This window comes from Nonomuraea sp. NPDC005692, from assembly GCF_040631115.1.
Classification (GTDB): domain Bacteria; phylum Actinomycetota; class Actinomycetes; order Streptosporangiales; family Streptosporangiaceae; genus Nonomuraea.
Genome location: NZ_JBEXYU010000054.1, coordinates 1 through 14588 on the forward strand (window position 1 = coordinate 1; position 14588 = coordinate 14588).

Sequence of the window (14588 nt, forward strand, 5' to 3'; positions counted from 1 at the left end):
GGAGCAAGGACCGGCAGATCAATCCAAAGGCAGCACGGCCAGTTAGACCACGGGCCAGGACCTCGTCCGAGCGGCACAAGAAGATCCTCACAGTTGGACCAGATCTGGCGCCAGGTCTCGGGCGGGAAGGCGGCGAAGGCCAGCAGGTCCTCGCGGGCGCCGTCCAGATGCTCGCAGGCGGCCGGATACTTGGCCTCCAACGCGTCGATCACCCAGGCATGCTGGGTGCGGACCTGCTCGCTGGTGGGCTGGTCGAAGATGGTGCGCACCAGCGTGGCCACCCACGGCTGCGCCGATTTCGGAACGGTGGTGAGCAGGTTGCGCAGGTAGTGGGTGCGGCAGCGCTGCCAGGCCGCGCCCGGCAGGCTCGCGCCGATCGCCTCAACCAGTCCGCGGTGCGCGTCGGAGATCACCAGCTGCACCCCGGACAGGCCGCGCGCGACCAGGCCGCGCAGGAACGCCAGCCAGCCCGCGCCGTCCTCGGCCGAGGTGACCTCCAGCCCGAGGATCTCCCGCTGCCCGTTGGCGTTCACAGCGGTGGCGACCAGGGCGTGCACGTTGATCGTGCGGCCGCCCTCACGCACCTTCTGCGTCAACGCATCCAGCCAAACGAACGTGTAGGGGCCGGCATCCAACGTCCGGGTGCGGAAGGCCTCGACCTGCTCATCCAGGGTCTTGGCCATCTGAGACACCTGGCTCTTGGAGATGTGTTTGATGCCGAGCTGCTCGACCAGCTTGTCCACCCGCCGGGTGGAGACGCCGAGCAGGTAGGAGGTGGCCACGACGCTGATCAGCGCCTGCTCGGCCCGACGGCGCCGCTCCAGCAGCCAGTCGGGGTAGTAGGAACCGCTGCGTAGCTTTGGGATCGCCAGCTCGATCGTTCCGGCGCGAGTGTCCCACTGCCGGGCCCGGTAGCCGTTACGGGAGTTGGTCCGCTCGTCGCTGCGCTCGCCATACGGCGCCCCGCACAGGCCGTCGGCTTCGGCCGACATCAACGCCTCGGCCATGGTCTTCACCATGGATTGCAACAGATCCGGATCGTCGGTCTCGATCTGCTTCGCCAGCCATGCAGCGGGCGTCACACTGTTGTCTGCGGCCATCGCTTTGATCTCCTTCTTGTTCGCACTCGAAGGATCACGCGATGGCCGTGTTCATTTCACGGCCGCCACGCTTGTGACCAGGTCAAACTCGTACACCACTCCCGTGGACGTGGCCCCCTACTGGACGCTGACCTCTTCCTCCAGCCCGAAGCTTTCAATATGCCGCCAACTTGCCCGCGGCGAGCCTGCCGCCAAGTGGCCGCCACCCGTAGGCACTCCAGACGACACACGGCACCTGGACGACTCACCGCCCACAACGAAGGGAACAATTACCGTTTCGCCCTGGTCTGGGTTTCTGGCGATGAGTACGGGCGAAGCCCGTTCCGATGTGAACCGTCGTCGAAGAGATCTCCACAGGGGGCATCCTTGCCACCCCCTTTACAAAGTAGATTTTTAGGCGTGATCGGCGGCCGCGGATCCGGACACGATCTGGTCGTGCCCGCAGCGGGCGCACGACTTCTAGCGTTTCGGGTGTGTTGCCTCATTTGCCTTTGGAAGGTCGGGGGTCAAGGTCACCCGCCATACCCAGGTCACGAACCCTCCCCAGCGATGGCAGCCAGGACGACGGCAGGTTGAGGTTCCAGGCAATCCATCGGCCGAAGTTGTCGCAGCCTTCGGACTCGTCGTCCTCACACTGCGAGCAGATGGAGCCAATCGGTGAACGGCGAACGGTCATTGGGCCCGCGGCCGGATAGCGGAGGGCAGATGCTCACGCCCCAGCCACGCAGCGGTCCACGATCACATGCCGATGGCGCTGGTGGTCTGTGTCGACGGCAGACTTCAGCGGTACCGTGAGACGCGATGACCACGACGAGGGAGGTCCTGGGTGTCCACCCCGCATCACGACGGCGAGGAACTGATCCCGCGCCCGGCCCTGACCCCGGCGGCGCTGCGCGCGGCGGTGGCGCAGATCGCGCCCGCTTACCTGGGGCAGTTCGTCGAGCATCTGGATCAGGTGACCGAGCAGGCCGCCCGGCAGGCCACCGTCGCCCCCTTGCATGGTTTCCTCGCTCAGTGGGGGGAATTCGTGGCAATCCACCGCCGGCCCTCGCTCGCCGCGCGCCTGGCGGCGTTGGAGGAACAGGTCGCCCAGAGCCGCGACCGGCAGCGCGTGAGCTCGGCGCTGGCCGAGATCCGACAGCTTACCGACCACGCACGTCGTGACGCCGTCGATGAGTGACGCCTGGAGCTGGGAGTACGACCCCGACGAAGAACACGTCGCCTTTGGGCTCCCGCCTGCGGTCGCTGCAGAGGTGGAACGCCTGGCCGCCCAGCTCGTCATCCTCGGCCGCGACGCCACGAGCGCAGGCCGAGGACCGCTGCACGGCGGCGGCCTGCGCACCCTCGACCTGTTCGGCGGTCGAGGCTTCCTGCACTTCATCGTTGCCGCACACCTGCGGCTGGTCCTGATCGTCCGGGTCACCTGGCTGGATTGACACACCCGGCTCATGATGAACCCACAGGTAAGCCCCTTGGCTTCGCCTGGAGCAGGAATGCCCGACGGTGCCACCATCTCACCCCGTTCCCCCTCATCAACGGTGGGCTTGATCCGGTTTGGCGGACATCCGAGATCAGGGGTTCGTCCCCGGAAGGATGTCCATGATGGAGAGCATGGGGAAGAAGAAGCCGCGTCCTCGCCGCTCGTTCACGCCGGAGTTCAAGGCCGAGATCGTCGAGCTGTGCCGGCGCGGTGACCGCTCGGTAGGTCACGTGGCCAAGGACTTCGACCTGACCGAGACCGCGGTGCGTCAATGGATGCGCCAGGCCGAGGTCGACGCCGGGCAGCGGGACGGGCTGACCAGCAGCGAACGCCAGGAATTGGAGGCGTTGCGGCGGGAGAACCGGCGGCTGCGGGAGGACGTCGACGTCCTCAAGCGGGCGACGGCTTTCTTCGTGAGGGAGACCCGGTGAGCGTGGACCCGTTCATCGAGGCGGAGAAGCGGGGCGGCCACAGCGTCAAGCGGGCGTGTGAGCTGCTGGGAGTCTCCCGTGCCGCCTTCTACGCCCGTCGCAGTGGCGTGCCCGGGCCCCGCGCGATGCGGAGCTGGCCGAGCGCATCGCCGAGGTGCACGCACGCTCACGAGGCAGCTACGGCGCGCCGCGCGTCCATGCGCAGCTGCAGCGGGACGGGCAGCGGTGCGGACGGCGGGTGGCCCGGCTGATGCGCGCGCTCGGCCTGGCCGGACGGTATCGGCGCCGCCAGCAGCAGACCACTGTCGTCGACCCGAACGCCGATGCCCGGCCGGACCTGATCGGCCGTGACTTCGCCCCTGATGCGGCAGCCGTCGATACGCGCTGGTGCGGCGACATCACGTGCGTGCCAACCGAGGAGGGTTGGTTGTATCTGGCTACTGTCATCGACATCGCCTCGCGCCGGGTGGTGGGCTGGGCGACGGCCGATCACCTGCGCACCGGCCTGGTGGCCGAGGCCCTGCAGCAGGCCTGCGCCCGACGACGACCGACCGCGTCGGTGATCTTCCATTCGGACCGCGGCTGTCAATATACGAGCGCTGCCTACGCCCAGCTGGCCGCGCGGCTCGGCGTGCGGCTGTCGGTCGGGCGCACCGGCCAGTGCTGGGACAACGCGCTGGCCGAGTCGTTCTTCGCGGCCATCAAGGGCGAACTCCTCGACCAGCAGTCCTGGCCCACCAGAGCTGCGGCCCGCAGCGCGATCTTCGAGTTCATCGAGGGCTGGTACAACCTGCACCGCCTGCACAGCAGTCTGGGCTACCGTAGCCCCGCCGACTTCGAGGCCGCCGCAGCGGCCTGACCACCACAACGATGGTGTCCGTCAAAGCGGAGCAAGCTCAGTTCTAGAGCCGGGCCGTACAGCGGACGCATGTGAAAGGCGGCACGGGCCGCACATCGCTCCAGCCCGCCTTCCTGACGATCTCGGCGCCCCAGGCGACGCCCTCGGGAGCGAGCCGTTGCCTCCCGAGCAATCGGCCAGTCATGCGGTCGATCACGATCTGCCCCCACTGGAATTGGAGGGCCAGCCCGTCGAGCCCGAACGTCCCGGGAATGTCGTCGACCACCTTGATGCCCGGCGCCTTGGCCAGGAGAAGGTAGGCGGCAGCCCTGGTGCCAGGCGTCGCCGGCGAGTTGATGAGCCGAGAGACGGCCCCCTCCAGCCATGGCTCGCGCTCGGCGGCCACCTGAGGGTCGTAGCTTTCCAGCAGCCGTGCCCTGAGCGCCGCCGGCTCCTTGGGGAGGCTCCGCAGCTCTGCCAACGTCGGCTTCAGCCCATCGGCGAGCTCCAGCCCCAAGTCCAGGTCCGCCGAGCCGAAGGCGGGCATGTTCTTGTCGCACCCCCGCGCGGGGCACAGCCTGGGGGAGCCGTCCTGTCGCCACGCTTCCAGGCCCTCGGCCGTGTACGGCTTCGACGAGATCGGCTCGCGCCAGCCGTAGACCTCGCGGTTGGGGCCGAAGGCGAGAACCTCCATGGCCCGTTCCTCAACCTTGTAGTCATAGCCGTTCTTCGTCCTCATGACATGCTCGGTGTCGCGTCGCCAGAAGCGGCCCTTCGCCTCCGGTGTCGCCGCCAGCCTGGCGGCCGCAGCTTCCAGTTTCTGCATGGGGGTGACCGCGACCGGCTCCGATGCAGGTCGGGGTACGAGGATCACCACCGCGCCGACGATGAGCGCGACGGCCGCCGCGACGAGCGCCATCCCCGTCCACGACCTCCTGCCCGCCCGTACCACGGACCCGGCGGGTGCCTGTGTGGCTGCGAGTACCCGCTCCCGCGCCGCCGCCAGCTGGTCGGCCGACGGGGGTGGCACATCGGGCATCACCGAGTCGACGACCTGGAACTCGTTCATCCCAACACCTCACGCAGCTTGGTCCTGGCCCTGCTCAACCGAGACGCGACCGTCCCCGAGGCGATGCTGAGCGCCACCGCCACCTCGTCGTATCTCAACCCGCCGTACGCGATGAGGAGCACCACGTCGCGTTCCCCCTTCGACAGCCGCGCCAGCGCCCCGGCCAGCCGATCAACCGTCACGCCCGCACTGAGCCTGTCCACGATCCGCTGGTCATGTCCCTCGTCGTCAGGTGGCGGCCCCGTCCTGGCCATGGCGCGGTACCTGCGCACCTCGGCGCGCCGGTGGCGGCCGATGAGGTTGGTCGCGATGCCGTACAGCCACGGCCTGACCCCGCCCATGGCCGAGTCGAAGTGTTCGCGTTGCCTGAAGGCGATGAGGAACGTCTCCGCGGCGAGATCCTCGGCCACATCGGGGTCGAGCCTGCGCCCGATGTAGCGCCGGATCTCCACGTAATGGGCTTCGAAAACAGCTTCGAAGACGTCAGGAGCAGTGATCACATTCTTGTTCGCCCTCAAGCATGCGACTCTTCCAGGAAATCTTGATTACTTGTCGCAGAGATGTCCGGCCACAGGCCCAAGATCGTGCCGGCCGGTCCCGGGCGGGAACGCGCAGGTCGTGGGCGAATGCACGGAGCTTGCCTGTCGTTTGCATACGCCTGGGTCCTGCCGTTGACGACGCTGTGACGAAGTGAACGCCCTCCAGCGCCTGGCCGGCGACCCTCCACGCGACCGAACCACCGTTGTCGCCGTGCTGTCCGCCTGCGTCCGCGGCCATGATGTGTGCGCCTTGCAACCCGGGCAGAGCCTGTGAGCGGAGGGTCTGCCCGGCCAGGAGCGGATGTGGTGCCAGCGCTCACCGTCGCCACTGACCTGACGCTCGCCGATGAGACTCACGCTGACTTCTCCCATGGGTGCAGTTCGTCTTCAGCGAGCCGGTGAGCTGCGAATTCGCGATCCAGACCGTTTGAACGGGCAGTTGTTGCCCACCTTGTGAGCAAGAACGCGAGGTGGTCATGAGCTCGCTGCTGGAGGAACCGGCACGCCGCGAGGACGCCGCTCGCGCTCGGGTGGAGCAACTGCGCCGCCGGCTTGGGGAACTCGCGCAAGCGACGCCGTGATCAAGGGTTGAAGGAACAGGTGCTCCAGGCTGGAGGCGCCCTTGTGATGGGGGCGGCAGGCTCGGCAGACGAAGCCGTGTTGTGCGTGACGATGGCCGGGCTTGATCTTCCGCAGATCGAGCAGGGGCGGGGAAGGCCGGCGGCGGCCTGCTCCTCGACCTCACCGAGTGCAATCGCCGCTACTGGGCGCCCATCGGCCCCGGCGCGCTCTGATCGGGCAGCAGCAGCCCGATGCCGTCGAGCATGCGGTGCAGCCCGAACTCGAAGATGTTCTCCGGTTCCGATGCCTCGAACGCCTCGTCCCCGAACTCCGCGACCATCGGCAGCCGCGCCGCCCCGATGCTGCGCGCGAACGCCTCCTTGCGGGCCTGCGCCCACTCCCGCCGCGTGTGCCTGCTGGTACGGGCGGCCTGCGCCTCGTGGGCGAGCGGCACGGCGGCGCTCTGCACGTACGTGCCGATCATGATGGCGACCTGGACGAGCGTGGCGAAGTCGAGCCCGTGCCCGTCGAGGGCGCGCATGCGCCAGTCGGTGTAGGCCATCAGCGCGGGCGCGACCGGCGGCCGGGTGGTGACCGCGACGAGGTGGGACATCCACGGATGCCGCCGGTAGAGTTCCCACTCCTGCCGGGCCGAGAGCTCCAGCCTGGCCCGCCAGCCGTCGGGCCCCGGCTCGGGCAGCGGGCGGGCGGCGAAGACGGCGTCGACCATGAGGTCGTTGAGCTCCTCCCGGCTCGGGACGTACCGGTAGAGGGACATCACGCCGACCCCCAGGTCCGTCGCAATTCGGCGCATCGACAGCGCGGCGAGCCCCTCCCGGTCGGCGAGCGCGACGGCGGCCCGGACCACCCGGCCCTGGTCGAGCGTCGCTTCGGCCGGACGCCCCGGCTGGGCCGCGGGCTCCTCGGGGGCGGGCGGCTCGGCGAGCCGCGCCCGGTAGGCCCTCGTGCGGCAGGCGCGCGAGCAGTAGCGCCGGGGCCGCCCCCGCTCCGCCGTCCGCAACTCCCGCCCGCACACCTCGCACGCCGCCACGTCACGCCCCTTTTCGTCACTACTCAATTCTGTGACGAAATTATACTTCATCCCTTTCAAGTCGCATTAATCGGCAATTGATGTACGGTGTATTTATGACTCGTGCAATGTACGTCGATTCTGTGACGAAAATGGCTCTGGAACTCCACCATGTGACGAAACGCCATGGCGAGGGCGCCACCGCCGTCACCGCCCTCGACGACGTCTCCCTGGCGATCCCCACCGGCACCTTCGCCGCGGTGATGGGCCCCTCGGGCTCGGGCAAGAGCACCCTGCTCCACTGCGCGGCGGGCCTGGACCGGCCCGACTCCGGTTCGGTCGTCCTCGACGGCCGCCGCCTGGACGGCCTGGACGAGGCCGCGCTGACCCGGTTGCGCCGCGAGCGGATGGGCTTCGTCTTCCAGTCCTTCAATTTGGTGCCCACCCTGACGGTCGCGCAGAACGTGACCCTGCCCCTGGAGTTCGCCGGCCGCCGCGTCGACGCGCGCCGGGTGCGGGCCCTGCTCACCCGGCTCGGCCTGGGCGAGCGCACCGGGCACCGGCCCGGCGAGCTGTCCGGCGGCCAGCAGCAGCGGGTGGCCATCGCCCGCGCGATGCTCGGCGGGCCCGCCGTCGTGTTCGCCGACGAGCCGACCGGCGCCCTCGACACGCAGGCCGCCCGCGAGGTGCTGGCCATCCTGCGCCAGGCCGCCGCCCAGGACGGACGGACGATCGTCATGGTGACCCACGACCCCGTGGCCGCCTCCTACGCCGACGTCGTGGTGTTCTTCGCCGACGGCCACGTCGTGGACCACCTGCCGCGCCCCGACGCCGCGACCGTCGCGGCCCGCATGGCCCGCCTGTCCGCGCCCGCCCACGCCGGGGGTGCGCGATGAGGTGGCGGCTGGCCCTCGGCACGATCGGCGCCCACCGGGCGTCCTACCTGGCCTCGGCCGCCGTCATGGCGGCCGGGACCGCGCTGCTCACGGCGTTCGCGACCCTGCTGGAGACCGGCCTGGCCACCGGCCGCGACCCCGGGTTCCTCGTCATGCTGCCGGCCATCCTGGGCGGCTGGACGCTGGCCGTCGTGGCCTTCGGCGTGGTGTCCACCGTGTCGCTGACCATCGGCCACCGCGAGCGGGAGCTGGCCCTGCTGCGCTCCATCGCGGCCACCCCGCGCCAGATCCGGCAGAACGTCGTGCTGGAGACGCTGGTTGTGGCCGTCCCCGCGATCGCCGCCGGGCTGCTGCCGGGCGCCGGGCTCGGCGCGGTCGTGCTCGCCCGTCTGGCGGACGCCGGGCTCGTCGGGGCGGGCGTCCAGCTGGTCGCGGGGTGGCCGAGTGGCGCGCTCGGGGCGGGTACGTCCCTGGTCGCCGCGCTGGCCGCCGCGCTGATCTCCAGCAGGCGCGCCGCGTCGATCCCGCCGGTGCGGGCGCTGGCCGCCGCCGGGCCCGCCCGCGCGCTCGGCCGGGGCCGCCTGGTGGCCGGAGGGCTGCTGCTGGCGCTGGGGCTGAGCCTGTCGGTGACGACCCTGTTCATGGCGGACGGCCCGCTGCTGTCCAGCACGGCGGGCCCGGCGGGCGTCGCCGTCGCGGTCGGCCTGGCCCTGCTCAGCCCGGTCGCCGTCCGGCCGGTGGGACGGCTGGCCGGGGCCTGGCTCGGGGCGTCCGGGCGGCTGGCCGTCCGCAACCTGCACGCCCGCGCCCCGCACACCGGCAGCGTCGCCGGGCCGCTGATCCTCATGGTCGGCATTGCCGGCGGCACGCTCTACATGCAGAGCACCGAGGACAGCCTCCATCGGGGCGCCGCCGACGTCAGCGCCCGGCTTGCCCCGGTGAACTACCTGGTCGTCGCCATGATCATCACGTTCACGGCGATCGTCGTGGTCAACACGCTGATCGCCGCGACCCGCCGCAGGGGCCGCGAGTTCGGGCTGCTGCGCCTGTCGGCTGCCACTCGTGCCCAGGTCATGGCAACAGTCGTGGCCGAGGGCGTGCTGACCGCGGTCCTGGCCGTTGCGCTCGGCACGGTCGCCGCCGCCGCGACCACCGTGCCCTACAGCCTGGTCAAGACCGGGTCGCCGATGGCCTCCGGGCCCGGCTGGGTCTACGTGGCCATCGCCGGGGGCGCGCTGTTGCTCGTCCTGGCGGCCACGGTGCCCACCGCCGCGGGGGCGCTGCGGGTCAGGCCGGTCGAGGCGCTGTCCGCCCTCTGACCGCCGGCACCGAACCACTGTCCCCGCCGACCCCGGCCGCACCCGGCGCCCTGCCTGACCCGTTCCCCTGACCGTCCCCGCTCCGCTCACCCGCCGCACGCCTGCCCGAGGTGAGGTGCGGAAGGAGTCGCAGCAGCCGCCCCGCTCAGGGGCGAAGCGGTGCGGTCGATGGGGATGCGGTGATGAGGCCGGTGGCCAGGTCGGTGCGGGTGTGGGTGGCCGTACGGCCCGCGCGTCTGGTCGTGACCAGGCCCGCAGCTCGGAGGGCGGTGAGGTGCTGGGAGACGGCGCCGGGCGTGACGGCGAGGCGGGAGGCCAGGTCGCCCGTGGACAACGGCTCCGACAGAGCTTCGAGGAGAGCGGCCCGGGTACGGCCGAGCACGGCGGTCAGGCCCTCGGGGGCGGACGGGGTGTCGTCCCAGAGCCGGCCCGCGCCGCCCGCCGGATAGACGAGCCAGCCCGCCTCCAGAGGTGAACGGTCGACGAGTACGTCCGGCCAGGTGAAGACGCTCGGAGTCAGCACCAGGCCGCGCCCCTCCAGCTCAACGGTGTCGTCGCCCGCGCACCGCGACACCACGAGCTCGCCGCCGCTCCAGGCGACCTGTGTGTGCAGGTGGGCGAGCATTCCTGCGACACCGCCCGCCGCGAGCCGTCGCGCCTGCCGGTCGACGTCGGCGTCGAGGACGGCGCCCAGCCGGTCCATGAGCGGGGCGATCAGCGCGGCATGGCAGCGCTCCAGTTCCTCTGCCACCCGCTTGAGCAGCTCACCGGCGGGCCTCGCCCGTACACCCGCCTTGGCCAGCTCCGACGTCACGAACGCGGGCGGCATCGCGCGCAGCCGAGCGAGCTCCGCGCCGATCCCGGCCGACGGACCCGGCGGCACGTTCATGAGGAAGGAAGGCACGGGCCCCGCCACCAGTTCCGCGAGCTCCGGATCCGGCGCGAAGGCCGTCCGCCGCCGCCAGCGGGCGTGCACGGGATGGGCGGCGGGCCGTACCAGCGCTCTGACCGCGAGCACGGTCTCGGTCAGCGGCGAGACCGCGAAGCGCACCTTGGCCGCCTCGGTCCCCGACAGCCTGATGCGCAATGGCACGCTTTAGCCCCTTCTAAACGGTTCTGTCGCGTACCTGCATTTTCGCAGACTGGTCGCCATGCAGACTTTCGTCTCCTACGACGGCACGACCCTCGCCTACCGGGCGGTCGGGTCGGGCGCGCCTCTGATCGTGCTGTCCGGCGGCCCCGGACGCGCCTCGTCCTACCTCGGCACCCTCGGCGGGCTGGAGCGGCACCGCACGCTCGTCCTGCTCGACACCCGCGGCACGGGTGCGTCGGAACTGCCCGCCGACCTGTCGACGGTCCGGGTGGACCGGCTCGTGGACGACGTCGAGGCCCTGCGGATCCACCTCGGCCTCGACGCGATCGACCTGCTCGGCCACTCGGCGGGCGGCGGCTGGGCGCTGCTGTACGCCGCCGCCCACCCCGGCCGTCTGTCGCACCTCGTGCTGGTCGCGCCGTCCCTGGTCGCCGTCGGGCTGCCCTCCGACGTCGGCACGGAGGAGGTGCTCTCCTCCCGTTCCAAGGAGCCGTGGTACGGCACGGCGCTGCCTGCCTACCGGGGGATGGCCGCCGCCAGGTCCTTCGCGGAGGCGGCGCGCTTCCGGACGGCGTTCGAGCCGCTCATGTACGGCCGCTGGGACGCGGCGGCGCAGGCGCACGCCGCCGCCGACCCGGCTGAACGCTCACTGCCGGTCAGCGACCACTACTACGCCGGCTACACGCCCGACCTCGGCGTCCTGCCCGCGCTGCGCGCGTTGCCCGCGCCCGTGCTGTTCCTCGGCGGGGCCGTCGACCTGTGGCCGACCGCCGCGAGCCTCACTCAGGCCGCGTCGATCTTCCGCGACGCGACCCTCCACGTGCAGCCGAACGCGGGACACTACCCGTGGCTCGACGACCCCTACCACTTCAGCGGCACGGTCGCCGCCTTCCTCACCACCTGATGGGAGCTACCGGGGCCGCCCTCACCGGTGGTCAGGGGCCTTTGATCGCTGATGAGCTGTCGTGCCCTCCGATGGCTGGGGTGAGCACTGGTCCATCAGGTCGCCGACCGGCTCCTGCGGCTATCCGTGTCCTGTTGTCGATCACGGAGGTCGTTGTGCTGTTCGTCGGGGACGACCGGGCCGAAGATCACCACGACGTCGAGGTTCAGGACGAGGCCGGGAAGATGTTGAAGCGGCAGAGCTACTGCGCGCAGGCCGGCGCCGAGATCCGCGCCGAACGCCGACGCGGGGACCAGGCAACGCGCTAGGGAAGCTGTGCAACCAAGATCGTTCTCAGCGTCAACGGCTGTCCACCGGTTCCTCAGCGTCGGGATCAACTACCGGACCGGGAAGCAGTGGCGGCATGGGAGGGCAGCGAACACGTCAAGAGCGAAGGAGGTGCCGCCGGTCAGACGACCGACGGCATCCTCTTCTGGCACGTCCCGATACTCGCAGGAAGACGAACGCGTCCACATCGCTGACCGGGTTCGGGAGAAGGTGTCCGTTCGGGAGATCGCCCGCGAGCTGGGCCGTGCGCCCTCGACCATCAGCCGGGAGATCCGCCGCAATTGGCACCCGACCAACGGCCGGTACCGACCGCGCGCCGGCGGCGAAGTCGTGCTCCAGCCGGTCCAGGTCGAGCCGGCCCGGCGCTCACCGCCGACGCGTGAGTGAAGCCGGGCCGGCGGTCGAGCTCTCCGACGCTGTATCGATCACTTCGTCCAGGACCTCGCGGGAGCGGATCAGGTCGGTGATCATGTGGTCGATGCGGTCGCGTTGCGCGGTGAGCTCACGGACCAGCTTCGGGGTCGCGATCTCGTTCGGGCGGCCGTCGGCATCTCTCATGCAGGGCAGCAGCTGTGCGATCTTCTTGCTGTTCAGGCCCGCCGCATAGAGCATCTGGATGCGTACGACGCGGTCGACCGCCCACTCGCCGTAGTCCCGGTGTCCACCGGGGGTGCGCTCGGCGCGGAGCAGCCCTTGTGCCTCGTAGTAGCGCAGGGAACGCTCGCTCACCCCGCTGCGCCGGGCCAGCTCGCCGATCCGCATTCCGCACCTCGCCCGACGACGACTTGAATCTGACACTGATGTCAACTTCTACCATGCCGGCACGACGAACACATACCTACGATGGAGGCGTCGATGAGTGACCTGACCGGCAAAGTGGCGCTGGTGACCGGCGGCAGCCGCGGGATCGGCGCGGCGATAGCAAAACGGCTGGCCGACGCGGGGGCGGCGATCGCGTTGACCTACATCCAGGCAGCAGACCAAGCGCGCGAGGTCGCCCAGCAGATTGAGGCCGATGGTGGCAGGGCTGCGGTCGTCCAGGCCGACCTTGCCCGGCCGAACGCCGCGGCCGAGGCGGTGGAGCAGACAGTACGACAGCTGGGCCGCATCGACATCTTGGTGAACAACGCAGGATTCCTTTCCTACGGCCCGCTGGCCGAGGTGTCCGCTGCGGAGCTGGATCGGGTGCTCGCCGTGGACGTCCGGTCGGTGTTCCTGGCCGCCCAGGCCGCCGCCCGGCATATGGGCGAGGGCGGGCGGATCATCAGCATCGGCTCGTGCTTCAACGGCCGCGTTCCCGGTTCGAACTTCGTCCTGCAGGCGACGGCCAAATCCGCGCTCACCGGGCTGACCAAGGGACTTGCCCGGGAACTGGGGCCACGCGGGATCACCGCAACCATCGTGGACCCTGGCCCGATCGACACCGACATGAACCCGGCCGACGGCGAGACTGCCGATTTCCAGCGCTCCCTCACCGCCCTGGGCCGGTACGGCGAGGCCGCGGACATCGCCGCCGCGGTGGCCTACCTGGCGGGTCCTGGCGGCCGTTACGTCACCGGCGCCACCCTGGCCGTGGACGGCGGGTACACCGTCTGACGGCGAGTCGTCCTACTCCGCCCGAACGCCTTCCAGCGACGCATCACCTCGAAGCCTGCCGATGATCACGCACGAGGCTCTACCGGTGACGTCCAATCGCATCCTGTGCACTTCTCTGAAGGGTTGGGGTGAAGGGGACCTCGCCAAAGGCGCCTCGCCGGGGGCCTACTTCACTCGGGCACGTTCGCGCGGCCGCCACCGACCCGCAGCCTTCACCCAGGCTCATGCTCACGCCGGCGTCGCACACGAAACCGGACACGCCTAACCCGCCCGCCAGTCGAAGTTCAACACCATCAACGACCGACAAACCAGCCATGTCCTCATACAGAGTGGCACGGAACACCCACTTCAATTGAGCCTGTTACATCGCTCCGAGTACGCGTCCAGTTCACCGACGAAACCTGTGGAATCTTACGTCATGACCTCTCGCCTGATCTTCCGCCCCATCACCGGACCAGAGGAGATCGACCTCTTCAACACACTGTCCGGCCCTTACAACGACAGCCTTGCGGACGATCTCCGGAACGGACACTCCAAGGCCGACTGGATGTGGATGGCCCTGCGCGACGGCCGGCCGGTGGCACGGGTCGGCTGGTGGTCTCGCAGCGGCACTGAACCGGAAGTCATGGAAACCCTCGACATCGAAGACACTTGCGACGACCCGATTCGGATCGACGTCGGCGAGCATCTCCTGCGCACCGCCCTGGCCGGGCTCTTCCCGGCGGGCACCCGTCCACCTGAGTTTGTTCTCCAGCCCGTCCCGGCGGACTGGAGGGACGACCCCGAGACTGGCAGGCGCATCAGGGACCGGATGGAGGTGGTGCGGCGCACCGGCGGCAAGGTGTTCGTCGAGAGGCTCCGCTACCGATGGACATCCGACACACCGTTGCCCGCACCACGAGGCCGACTCACCTTCCGTCCGATCAGGGACGAGGAGGAAGCGATCGCTCTCTTGAGCGGCATCCTTCCAGGCACGCTCGACGCCTACAGCCGGGCCGACATCGCACGCTCCTCCATCCAGGATTACGCCCATGTGCAGTACCACGACGAACTGCTGAGCTATCCCAGCCCGCGCGAATGGTGGCGGGTCGGCATCCGCCAGAACGGCGAACCGGTAGGGATGGTCGTCCCGGCGCAAAGCCCGAACGGCTTCGTGATCGCCTACCTGGGGGTTGCCGAAGGTCATCGTGGTCAGGGCTTCGTCAACGACCTGCTCGATGAAGGAACTCGCCTGCTGGCCGCCCACGGCGCCGAACGCATCACTGCGGACACCGACCTGGGGAACGAGCCGATGGCCCGAGCCTTCGATCGTGCCGGATACGACAACTTCGCCCGGCGCATCGATATGTGCTGGGACTGAAACGGCCCACCTCTCGCGGATGCATCCGCATGGTGCTGGAGGGCG

Annotated in this window: 16 protein-coding genes and 1 pseudogene; 11 read left to right on the top strand and 6 right to left on the bottom strand. The window is 69.9% G+C overall.

Going from position 1 to position 14588, the window contains the following annotated elements:
• Positions 1 to 1100 (bottom strand): IS256 family transposase (locus tag ABZ459_RS50250; protein ID WP_357987845.1); only part of this gene is annotated, 1100 nt, incomplete at its 3' end.
• Between the two features lie 826 nt (positions 1101 to 1926).
• Between ABZ459_RS50250 and ABZ459_RS50255 the strand changes: the two genes are divergently transcribed.
• From ABZ459_RS50255 to ABZ459_RS50270, 4 genes and pseudogenes are all read left to right on the top strand, one after another.
• Entirely contained in the window at positions 1927 to 2280 is a 354-nt protein-coding gene (locus ABZ459_RS50255) for a DUF6247 family protein (protein WP_357987848.1), read from the top strand.
• Complete coding sequence (locus ABZ459_RS50260; protein ID WP_357987851.1) at positions 2273 to 2536, top strand: hypothetical protein; 264 nt, start codon at positions 2273 to 2275, stop codon at positions 2534 to 2536. Before ABZ459_RS50255 ends, ABZ459_RS50260 begins: the two co-directional genes overlap by 8 nt.
• Positions 2537 to 2711: 175 nt before the next feature.
• Complete coding sequence (locus tag ABZ459_RS50265) at positions 2712 to 3011, top strand: transposase (protein WP_357987854.1); 300 nt, start codon at positions 2712 to 2714, stop codon at positions 3009 to 3011.
• Positions 3012 to 3129: 118 nt separating this feature from the next.
• A pseudogene (locus ABZ459_RS50270) lies at positions 3130 to 3870 on the top strand (IS3 family transposase); the annotation flags it as partial.
• A 43-nt stretch (positions 3871 to 3913) separates the two neighbouring features.
• On the opposite strand, the gene ABZ459_RS50275 reads toward ABZ459_RS50270, so the two are convergent.
• The 3 genes from ABZ459_RS50275 to ABZ459_RS50285 all read right to left on the bottom strand — a co-directional run bounded on the left by ABZ459_RS50275 (position 3914) and on the right by ABZ459_RS50285 (position 7096).
• Positions 3914 to 4918 carry a hypothetical protein gene (locus tag ABZ459_RS50275; RefSeq protein WP_357987857.1) on the bottom strand — a complete coding sequence of 335 codons (1005 nt, stop codon included), beginning with the start codon at positions 4916 to 4918 and terminating at the stop codon, positions 3914 to 3916.
• Positions 4915 to 5418, bottom strand: coding sequence for an RNA polymerase sigma factor (locus tag ABZ459_RS50280; RefSeq protein ID WP_357987860.1), 504 nt, complete (start codon positions 5416 to 5418; stop codon positions 4915 to 4917). Before ABZ459_RS50280 ends, ABZ459_RS50275 begins: the two co-directional genes overlap by 4 nt.
• Positions 5419 to 6217: 799 nt before the next feature.
• Positions 6218 to 7096 carry a TetR/AcrR family transcriptional regulator gene (locus tag ABZ459_RS50285; RefSeq protein WP_357987863.1) on the bottom strand — a complete coding sequence of 293 codons (879 nt, stop codon included), beginning with the start codon at positions 7094 to 7096 and terminating at the stop codon, positions 6218 to 6220.
• A gap of 104 nt (positions 7097 to 7200) precedes the next feature.
• Here ABZ459_RS50285 and ABZ459_RS50290 point away from each other — a divergent pair, with 104 nt between their 5' ends.
• Positions 7201 to 7944, top strand: coding sequence for an ABC transporter ATP-binding protein (locus tag ABZ459_RS50290; RefSeq protein ID WP_357987866.1), 744 nt, complete (start codon positions 7201 to 7203; stop codon positions 7942 to 7944).
• A complete protein-coding gene (locus tag ABZ459_RS50295) occupies positions 7941 to 9263 on the top strand; it encodes an FtsX-like permease family protein (protein ID WP_357987869.1) in 1323 nt (440 codons plus the stop codon). The genes ABZ459_RS50290 and ABZ459_RS50295 overlap by 4 nt, the downstream gene beginning before the upstream one ends.
• 145 nt (positions 9264 to 9408) lie before the next feature.
• Here the strand turns inward: ABZ459_RS50295 and ABZ459_RS50300 are convergent, their stop codons facing one another.
• Positions 9409 to 10356, bottom strand: a complete 948-nt coding sequence (locus tag ABZ459_RS50300) for a DUF5937 family protein (RefSeq protein WP_357987872.1) — start codon at positions 10354 to 10356, stop codon at positions 9409 to 9411.
• 58 nt (positions 10357 to 10414) lie between these two features.
• On the opposite strand from ABZ459_RS50300, the gene ABZ459_RS50305 reads away from it, so the two are divergent.
• The 3 genes from ABZ459_RS50305 (at position 10415) to ABZ459_RS50315 (ending at position 11974) form a co-directional block, all read left to right on the top strand.
• Positions 10415 to 11260, top strand: coding sequence for an alpha/beta hydrolase (locus tag ABZ459_RS50305; protein WP_357987875.1), 846 nt, complete (start codon positions 10415 to 10417; stop codon positions 11258 to 11260).
• A gap of 134 nt (positions 11261 to 11394) precedes the next feature.
• Positions 11395 to 11568 carry a hypothetical protein gene (locus ABZ459_RS50310; protein WP_357987878.1) on the top strand — a complete coding sequence of 58 codons (174 nt, stop codon included), beginning with the start codon at positions 11395 to 11397 and terminating at the stop codon, positions 11566 to 11568.
• Between the two features lie 130 nt (positions 11569 to 11698).
• Positions 11699 to 11974: a helix-turn-helix domain-containing protein gene (locus ABZ459_RS50315; RefSeq protein WP_357987880.1), complete on the top strand. Its 276-nt coding sequence runs from the start codon at positions 11699 to 11701 to the stop codon at positions 11972 to 11974.
• Here the strand turns inward: ABZ459_RS50315 and ABZ459_RS50320 are convergent.
• Positions 11954 to 12349, bottom strand: coding sequence for a MerR family transcriptional regulator (locus tag ABZ459_RS50320; protein ID WP_357987883.1), 396 nt, complete (start codon positions 12347 to 12349; stop codon positions 11954 to 11956). The genes ABZ459_RS50315 and ABZ459_RS50320 overlap by 21 nt on opposite strands.
• A 93-nt stretch (positions 12350 to 12442) precedes the next feature.
• Between ABZ459_RS50320 and ABZ459_RS50325 the strand changes: the two genes are divergently transcribed.
• A complete protein-coding gene (locus ABZ459_RS50325; protein ID WP_357987886.1) occupies positions 12443 to 13183 on the top strand; it encodes an SDR family oxidoreductase in 741 nt (246 codons plus the stop codon).
• A 418-nt stretch (positions 13184 to 13601) separates the two neighbouring features.
• A complete protein-coding gene (locus tag ABZ459_RS50330) occupies positions 13602 to 14543 on the top strand; it encodes a GNAT family N-acetyltransferase (protein WP_357987889.1) in 942 nt (313 codons plus the stop codon).
• The last annotated feature ends 45 nt before the right edge of the window (positions 14544 to 14588 follow it).